The organism is Methylobacterium sp. P3_A11 (assembly GCF_056403155.1).
In genome coordinates, this window is record NZ_JBFUGA010000079.1 from 18,998 (window position 1) to 27,451 (window position 8,454).

An 8,454-nucleotide genomic window follows, 5' to 3' on the forward strand; every position below is an offset into this window, starting at 1 on the left:
GGAGGAAGACATGGTGAGGGTGACGTGCAAACGGTCGGTCCTGACGATCCTGATAACGCTTGGCGTGATCGCGCCGGCCAGGGCCCAGGACGTGGGCTCCCCGTCGCGGGAGCAGATCGACAAAGTGCTGCCGAAGCCGCCGTATTCCCCTTACGCCAACCGCGAATTCCCCACGCGACCGTTCTTCGGCGACACCCATCTGCACACCTCGTTCTCCTTCGACGCGGGCGCCTTCGGGGCGCGGCTCGGGCCGAAGGACGCCTACCGCTTCGCCCGCGGCGAGCAGGTGACGGCCTCGTCCGGCCAACCGGCGAAGCTCTCCCGTCCGCTAGACTTCCTCGTCGTCGCCGACCACTCCGACAACATGGGCTTCTTCCCCGACCTGTTCGCCGGCAAGCCCGAGGTGCTGGCCGACCCGACGGGCCGGCGCTGGTACGACATGATCCAGTCCGGCAAGGGCGCGGACGCGGCCCTTGAGATCATCCTGGCCTTCTCACATGGCACCTTTCCGAAGGGTCTCATGTACTTGCCCGGCACGCGATCCTATCGCGGCGCTTGGCAGGAGACGATTGCGGCCGCCGAGCAGTACAACGAGCCCGGCCGCTTCACCGCCTTCATCGGCTACGAATGGACCTCGAACACAGGTGGCAACAACCTGCACCGCAACGTCATCTTCCGCGACAACGGCGACAAGGCGAGCCAGATCGAGCCATTCACGACCCTCGCGCCGCTGGGCAGCGACAACCCGACGGAGCTGTGGAAATGGATGCAGGCCTACCAAGACAAGACCGGCGGCAGCGTGCTGGCGATCTCGCACAACGGCAATCTCTCGAACGGCCTGATGTTTCCCACCGTCGAGGCCTTCGGCAAGAAGCTCGACCGCGAGTATGCCGAGACGCGCGCCAAATGGGAGCGGCTCTACGAGGCCTCGCAGACCAAGGGCGACAGCGAGACGCATCCATTCCTGTCGCCCAACGACGAGTTCGCCAACTTCGAGCGCTGGGACTTCGGCAACCTCGACGGCAGCGTCTCCAAGACCAAGGAGATGCTGGAGTTTGAGTACGCCCGCTCGGCCTTGAAGAACGGACTCAAGCTCGGGCAGACGCTGGGCGCCAATCCCTACACGTTCGGCCTCGTCGGCAGCAGCGACGCGCATACGGGCCTCGCCGCGATGGAGGAGGACAACTTCTTCGGCAAGACCACGCCGCAGGAGCCCAGTCCGGAGCGCATGCGCGCCACCTTCTTCGAAAACCCGCAGACCCACATCAAGGTGATGGACTGGCAGGTCTCCGCCTCGGGCTATGCCGCCGTGTGGGCGAAGGACAACAGCCGTGCGTCGCTGTGGGACGCGATGCAGCGCCGGGAGACCTACGGCACGACGGGTCCACGGATGATCGTGCGGTTCTTCGGCGGCTGGGACTTCGTCCCGCAGGATGCCGAGAACCGGCTTCCCGCCTATACCGGCTACACCAAGGGCGTTCCGATGGGCGGCGAGCTGCGGTCTGCACCGCCGGGCAAGGCGCCCACCTTCCTGGTGGCCGTGCTGAAGGATCCGCTCGGCGCCAACCTCGACCGCTACCAGATCGTGAAGGGCTGGCTGGCGAAGGACGGCACCCCGCAGGAGAAGGTCTACGACGTCGCCTGGGCCGACCCCGTAAGGCGCAAGCCCGGCGCGGACGGCAAGCTGCCGCCGGTCGGCAACACAGTCGACGAGGCGAACGCCACCTGGACGAACACGATCGGCGCGCCGGAGCTGGCGACGGTGTGGACTGACCCAGACTTCGACCCCGGCCAGCCGGCCTTCTACTACGGCCGAGTGATCGAGATTCCGACGCCACGCTGGACGGCCTACGATGCGAAGCGGTTCGGAACGCAGCCCTTGCCGGGCACGCCCATGACCATCACGGAGCGGGCGTACACCTCGCCGATCTGGTACACGCCGCAATGATAGGACGGCATAGTGGTCCGGGCATACTGCGGAAAAGGACTGGACGCACCAGTGTCCGGCTCTGATCCCTGATCGCTCCAGTCCTGTCCGATAAGATGGGATATCGCTGGCCGACGTCGAAGGTCTGGAATGGGGCACTTTGAGCCCACCACCCGTGACGCGTGGAACGTCTGCTTGTCCGCCACCCGAGCCTCAAAGCGGACAGACCGCAAACGGCCAGCATCAGTCGCCGCAGGCCGCCTCCACGAGCGTCTCAGATGGGTGGTTTTGCGACCGTCTACTTTCGGACGCCGAACTTAAAAAGCGGACACGCGATGTAAACAAGGCATCGCCCCTCTGCTCGCCACACCAGTTTCAGTCATTCAGGCCGGGTTTCGAGGCGTCCGCGGAAACTCCAGCGGGAAGTTGTTGAGCACGCGCCAGAGTTCGTAGCCCACCGACACCGTCTCCATTCGGATCCAGCCCCGCGCCTTGGCGCCCAGCGGGATGAAGTCGACGTCCGGCCATCTGGCTTGGTCGGGGTCCTGCTCGACCAGCACGCGGAACAGGCCGGTCGGCTGGGCGGAAGGGTCGACGGTTCGCACCCGCCCGTCGAACATGCCGTGGGCCACCGAGGGCCAGCCGCTGAACTGGATCGCGGGCCAGCCCTCGAAGGCCAGACGCACCGTCTGGCCGGGCCTGATCAGGGCGACGTCCCGCCCGTCGACCATCAACTCGATGACGCGTTCCGGCGCGTGCGGCGCGAGGGTGGCCAGGGTGTCCCCCGCGTTGACCAGCGTGCCGGCGGCGGCGGCGTTAACGTGCAGGATGCGGCCGTCCCTCGGGGTGCGCACGAGTTGTGCCGATTGGCGGTTCACGGTCACTTCGAGGCGGCTGAGCTTGGCCTTGGCCTCGGCCAGTTTCGCGCGCTGCTCCGCCACGCGGATCTGCGCGGCCTCGAAGTTGCGCCGGGTCACGAAACCCTTCTCTGCGGCCTCGCGCGTCTGGCTGACCTGACTTTCCGCCACCTTCACGCCTTGATTGGCCGCCGCGATCTCGGCCTCGACCTGCTCCCGCTCGGCGGCCAGCCGCTTGAGCAGGAACGGGTCGTTGTCGACGAGGCGAGCGATGGGATCCCCAGCGCGGACCCGCTGGCCATCCTCGACGTACCACTGCTCCACCCGGCCCTGGACCAGCGCCGTGACGATCTGCACCCGGTCGGCGGGGTTGGGCGCGATGACGCGCCCGGTCCCGGCCGAGGTCTGCACCCAGGGCACGTAGAGTAGGACCAGGATCGCGAGGACGGTCCCGATCCCGATGATCCAGCCGAGGGCGACCGCCGCGCGTGGAGGCCGGATCGCGGTCAGCGTGGGGAAGCGATGGAGGTGTTCAGGCCGCGACAGCATGGGGCTTCTCCCTCGGCACTGCCTTATCGAGCGGTTCCTCACGTCCGGCGGCGCGCCCATAGCCGTGGGCGCCCAGCCGGATCTGGTCGTCGTGGACCGGCAGCGGGGGACGGCAGGTGACGTGCAGCACCGTCGTGCCCACCTCACGGAAGCCCGCGAGCGCAGCCCCGACGCGGTCCGGTGGCAACAAGTCGAGGAGCGTCGGCAGGACGACGAGCTTCGGCGGCCGCAGGAGCGCGGCGGCCAGCTTCAGGGCGACGACCTCTCCAGTCGAGAGTGGCGAGCCGGACGCTGACAAGGGAGTGCCGAGACCGGAGGGCAGGCGCCGGATGCGCTCAGCCAGTCCGACACGCTCAAGGGACTCGTGCATCCGGGCGGGGCACGACACGTCGCCGCCCGACAGGTACTCGCGGATGGTCGTCTCGGCGAGCGTCGGCCGTTCCATGACGAGGATCTCAGACCGCAGACCCTCCGGACCGAAGGCCGCGATGTCGGCTCCCCCGATCATCACCCACCCGCGCACGGGCCGAACCCTCCGCTCGATGAGGTCCGCAAGTGCCCGCTCGACACCGTCGTCGGCGGCCACGGCGAGGATCTCGCCGCTCTCGACCGCGAAATCGAAGCGGTGGCCGTGGTGCTCGACTTCGCGCAGGCGCAGGTTCCCGTTGGCGGGACCCGGGCCGTTCCATCCGTCGCCGTCCGCCTGCTCGATCTCCTCGAACAGCGACAGTTCGTGGAGCGCGGCGACGAGGTCGTAGAAGGTCCTCGCGTGGTGGCCCAGTTGCGAGATCCCGTAGAAAGCGCTCGACAGGACGAGCTCCGCCGCCACGAGTTGCCCGAGCGACAGCTGCCCTTGCAGGATCAGCCACCCGCCCATCGCCAGGAGGCCGGCGCTCGCGAGCGCGTAGACCAGGAGGAATCCGACGGCCTGCGCGAAGGTGTGGCGGAAGTGGCGATGGTGCGCCCGCACGTAGGCGGAGGTCATCGCTTCCGACCGGGCCAGCGCGGTCGTGAGCCGTGCACCATGCCGGTAGAAGCCGTTCGAGCCGCCGAGGCTCTCGAGCCAGCGCGCGGTCTCGTGCTTGGCATGGCTCAGCGCCGCGCCGGACCGGACCGCCGGCCCCGCCCAGAGGAGCGCGATGCCGATGAGCACGGCGGCCACCACCAGATTAAAGGCGAGGAAGAACGGGTGGTAAAAACTCGTCAGGACGAGGCCGATCCCGGATTGCAGGAGGATCGCGAAGCCGCCGACCAGGAGATGCGGGACCGCCTTCTGGACCGTCATGAGGTCGAAGAAGCGGTTGAACAGGTCGCCGCGGTGGGCCTCTTCGAAATGGGGGGCCCTGGCATGGAGGGCGCGCAGGCTGATGTCCGCCACGGTTTTAGCGAACACGCGCCGCTCGAACAGCGCCAGGATGTAGATACGCGCGGCGCTGAGCAGGGCTGCGGCGAGCAGCAGGCCGAGCAACAGCCCGGACAGGACGAACAGGGGCGCGGGCAGCGCCGTATTGGCGACCGAGTTGATCAGGAGCTGCACCGACACCGGCACTGCGAGGCCCAGGAGCGCCACGGCTATCCCGTAGACGACCGCCGTCCGGACGAAGCCGGCCTCGGGCTTGAGGAAGCGGGCGATGAGCCTGCAGGCTTCCGTGAGCGTCAGCGGCGTGTGCTTCGTCGCATCCATTGGGGGCGGACCTTCAAGAACGGAACGAGGGCGAGCGAGGAGGGTCACGACTCCGACACGGTTCGGGGCATGACCTCGCAGACATGGGAACACCGGGGAGGTGCGAATGGCGCGGGAGTGCTCTGCCGGCCGGGGTTGCCCGGCTCATCGAGGCTCGAAGCGGCAGGCAACCTCTGCAAGGCATGCCGCGGAAACCGGCGAGAAGCCCCGTCGGCACGAGGATTTCAGGTGCGATCCGCCATTAGGGGTGACATGGCGGACCGCCTTGATGCCGGCGATTGCCGGAGAGGCGGATGGATGCCGGGCCGGGGCAGCCCACCCGCTTCAGCAGCGGTAGCCGCCCGACACTTGGCCGTACTGCTGCACCGGGAAGTGCTGCTGATCGGCGTTGCCTTCCTGGGCCGAGCTCCGGCGGCAGCCGCCGACGGTCGGGGTCAGGATCTCGGCCTGGAAGGCCGAGCCGGTCGCGAGGCCGTCCCAGGTCGTCTGCGGCAGGGGCCTCGACCCTGGACCCACCCGCACATCGGCGAACGCGGCGGAGAGCGGCGCGACGCTGAGCGCGGCCGCGACGGTCACGAGGGATAACTTCTTCGACGCCTTCATCGCTTGTCTCCGATCAGGTTCGTGGTCGCGTGGACCTGTCCGTGGATCGAGGCCGGGGCGGACCGACATCCGCGGCTTTCGCTCGCCTCATCCACGACGCTGATTTGGAGCGACGAGGTTTGCTCTACAATTTCCAAACTTCAATGGAGATCATTGAAATAACAAATGGACCTCGATGCGCGGATGAGGGAGTCATTTTTTTAATCCCGACTTACATGACTGCTCTGTAGGCGAGGTGCTTTCCGTCACATGTCGCCACTACGATCCGCATCGGCCCGGAAAATGCTCGATCCGTGAGCTTGAGATCCGGCCCGGGCGACCTGACCTCCATTCTATGCCCGGACCGCCATTGCCTTTCGACCTGGATCTCCTGCGGACCTTCGTCGCCATCGTCGACAACGGGAGCTTCACCCGTGCGGCCAGCAGACTGGGTCTGACGCAATCGACCGTGTCGCTGCAGATCAAGCGCTTGGAGGACGGCCTCACCAGCCGCCTGTTCGACCGTGACGACCGGGAACTCAAGCTGACGCCCGAGGGCGAGGTGCTGCTCACCTACGCGCGGCAGATCCTCAAGCTCGGTGCCGAGGTCCTCTCACGGATCGTCACGCCGGAACTGTCGGGCCTCGTCCGGCTGGGCACACCCGAGGATTTCGCGACCACGCACCTGTCGGAGGTTCTGGCGTGTTTCGCCCGCTCCCACCCGAAGGTCGCGCTCGACGTGACTTGCGACTTCACGGTGAACCTCCTCGATGATTTCTCGAAGGGTCGGTACGACCTGATCCTGTTCAAGCGGGAGCCGCAGGGACCGAGCGGCGGCACCAGGGTCTGGCGGGAGGTGCTCGACTGGGTCGCGTCGCCCCGTCTGGTCGTGGAAGCCGATGACCCGCTCCCCCTCGTCCTCGCGCCGGCGCCGGACGTCTATCGCAAGCGCGCGCTGTCGGCTCTCGATGCAGCCGGACGCGATTGGCGCATCGTGTACACCAGCCCGAGCCTAGCTGGATTGCAGGCCGCCGTGCAGGCCGGACTCGGGGTGACCGTGCTGCCGACGGAGATGATACCTGCGGACATGATCTTGGTATCAGCCCGGCTTCAGCTTCCGAAGTTGCCAGACACCGAGATCGTCCTCTACCGAGCTCCTGGCCATGTCTCTCCGGCTGCCGAATTGCTGACTTCAACGATCGTCACCGCCCTGGAGAAAGCCCAAATGTCTGCGCCGATTTGATTTATGCATTCAGTCCAGCGACATTCCTCGAAGGCGGCAAATCATTCCAAGATCTGCATCATCTACGGTGTGGAGGTCAACAGGATTGAAATCGGGGAAAGTTCGCGCAAACAAATACCAGATCGGAGCAGGATTTCCGATATATGAGCGCTCGACCGCATCCACGCCAGCACATAGACGGCGAAGACTAAACGCGGTGAGGGTGCAGGCTGGATGGCGGCAAGCCGGCTCGCGGGCGTAGTAAGCCGATTGGTCCTGCCAGATGTGCCAGCCACGGTATTCCTGCTGCCACCGGCTCACGGGTTCCGAACTCCGCTTCCCAGGCTGACCACCCGACGACAATCCCGCCTCAGAGCGGGATGTTGTCGTGCTTCTTCCAGGGCTGCTCCATCTTCTTGGTGCGCAGCATCCCGAGCGCCCGGGCGATCCGGCGCCGGGTCGAGTGMGGCATGATGACTTCGTCGATGTAGCCGCGCTCGGCCGCGACGAACGGAGACAGGAAGCGGTCCTCGTACTCCCCGGTCCGGGCCGCGATTTTCTCGGGGTCGCCCAGTTCGCTGCGGAAGATGATCTCCACGGCGCCCTTGGCACCCATCACGGCGATCTGCGCGGTCGGCCARGCGTAGTTCACATCGGCGCCGACATGCTTCGAGGCCATGACGTCGTAGGCGCCGCCGAAGGCCTTGCGGGTGATGATCGTCACCAGCGGCACGGTCGCCTGAGAATAGGCGAACAGGAGCTTCGCCCCGTGCTTGATGAGGCCACCGTATTCCTGGGCCGTGCCCGGAAGGAAGCCCGGTACGTCGACGAAGGTGACAATCGGGATTCCGAAGGCGTCGCAGTAGCGTACGAACCGCGCGGCTTTCCGCGAGGCATCCGAATCGAGCACGCCCGCCAGMACGAGGGGCTGGTTCGCCACGAACCCGACGGTCCGCCCCTCGATCCGGCCGAAGCCGGTGATGATGTTGCGGGCGTAGGCCGCCTGAATCTCGAAGAAATCGCCCTCGTCGACGACGCGGCGGATCACCTCGCCCATGTCGTAGGGCTTGTTCGGATTGTCGGGAATGAGCGTGTCGAGGGACGCGTCGAGGCGGTCGACATCGTCGAAACTCGTGAGTTCCGGCACGCCGTCGATGTTGTTGGCCGGCAGGAAGTCGAGCAGGCGGCGGATCTGCAGGATCGCCTCCACGTCGTTCTCGAACGAGCCATCGGCGATGGACGACTTGCTGGTGTGGACCTTCGCGCCGCCGAGCTCCTCGGCGGTCACGACCTCGTTGGTGACGGTCTTCACCACGTCGGGGCCGGTGACGAACATGTAGCTCGTGTCGCGGACCATGAAGATGAAGTCGGTCATCGCCGGCGAGTAGACGTCGCCGCCGGCGCACGGCCCCATGATCACCGAGATCTGCGGGATGACGCCCGACGCCATCACGTTCCGGCGGAAGACTTCGCCGTAACCGCCGAGGGCGGCGACGCCCTCCTGGATGCGCGCGCCGCCGGCATCGAAGATGCCGATGATCGGCGCGCGCATCTTCAGCGCCATGTCCTGGACCTTCACGATCTTCTGCGCATGCGCCTCCGACAGGGAGCCGCCGAACACCGAGAAGTCCTT

The 8,454-nt window shown here is 66.5% G+C and carries 7 protein-coding genes; 2 read left to right on the plus strand and 5 right to left on the minus strand.

Features of this window, described 5'->3' with window-relative positions; all coding sequences use genetic code 11:
• The first annotated feature begins 10 nt into the window (after positions 1-10).
• Positions 11-1,948, plus strand: coding sequence for a DUF3604 domain-containing protein (locus AC1DXK_RS21770; RefSeq protein WP_457103731.1), 1,938 nt, complete (start codon positions 11-13; stop codon positions 1,946-1,948).
• A 362-nt stretch (positions 1,949-2,310) separates the two neighbouring features.
• Here AC1DXK_RS21770 and AC1DXK_RS21775 read toward each other — a convergent pair whose 3' ends face one another.
• The 3 genes from AC1DXK_RS21775 to AC1DXK_RS21785 form a co-directional block, all read right to left on the minus strand.
• The gene (locus AC1DXK_RS21775; RefSeq protein WP_457103732.1) at positions 2,311-3,333 is read right to left on the minus strand and encodes an efflux RND transporter periplasmic adaptor subunit; all 1,023 of its coding nucleotides are present in this window, start codon (positions 3,331-3,333) and stop codon (positions 2,311-2,313) included.
• Positions 3,317-5,017, minus strand: coding sequence for an ABC transporter transmembrane domain-containing protein (locus AC1DXK_RS21780; protein ID WP_457103733.1), 1,701 nt, complete (start codon positions 5,015-5,017; stop codon positions 3,317-3,319). The genes AC1DXK_RS21775 and AC1DXK_RS21780 overlap by 17 nt, the downstream gene beginning before the upstream one ends.
• Before the next feature lie 324 nt (positions 5,018-5,341).
• Positions 5,342-5,620, minus strand: coding sequence for a hypothetical protein (locus AC1DXK_RS21785; RefSeq protein ID WP_457103734.1), 279 nt, complete (start codon positions 5,618-5,620; stop codon positions 5,342-5,344).
• 349 nt (positions 5,621-5,969) lie between these two features.
• Between AC1DXK_RS21785 and AC1DXK_RS21790 the strand changes: the two genes are divergently transcribed.
• Positions 5,970-6,842: a LysR substrate-binding domain-containing protein gene (locus AC1DXK_RS21790; RefSeq protein WP_457103735.1), complete on the plus strand. Its 873-nt coding sequence runs from the start codon at positions 5,970-5,972 to the stop codon at positions 6,840-6,842.
• Positions 6,843-6,851: 9 nt separating this feature from the next.
• On the opposite strand, the gene AC1DXK_RS21795 is transcribed toward AC1DXK_RS21790, so the two are convergent.
• Complete coding sequence (locus AC1DXK_RS21795) at positions 6,852-7,142, minus strand: hypothetical protein (protein WP_477299038.1); 291 nt, start codon at positions 7,140-7,142, stop codon at positions 6,852-6,854.
• A gap of 49 nt (positions 7,143-7,191) precedes the next feature.
• Positions 7,192-8,454 (minus strand): acyl-CoA carboxylase subunit beta (locus AC1DXK_RS21800; RefSeq protein ID WP_477299040.1); only part of this gene is annotated, 1,263 nt, incomplete at its 5' end.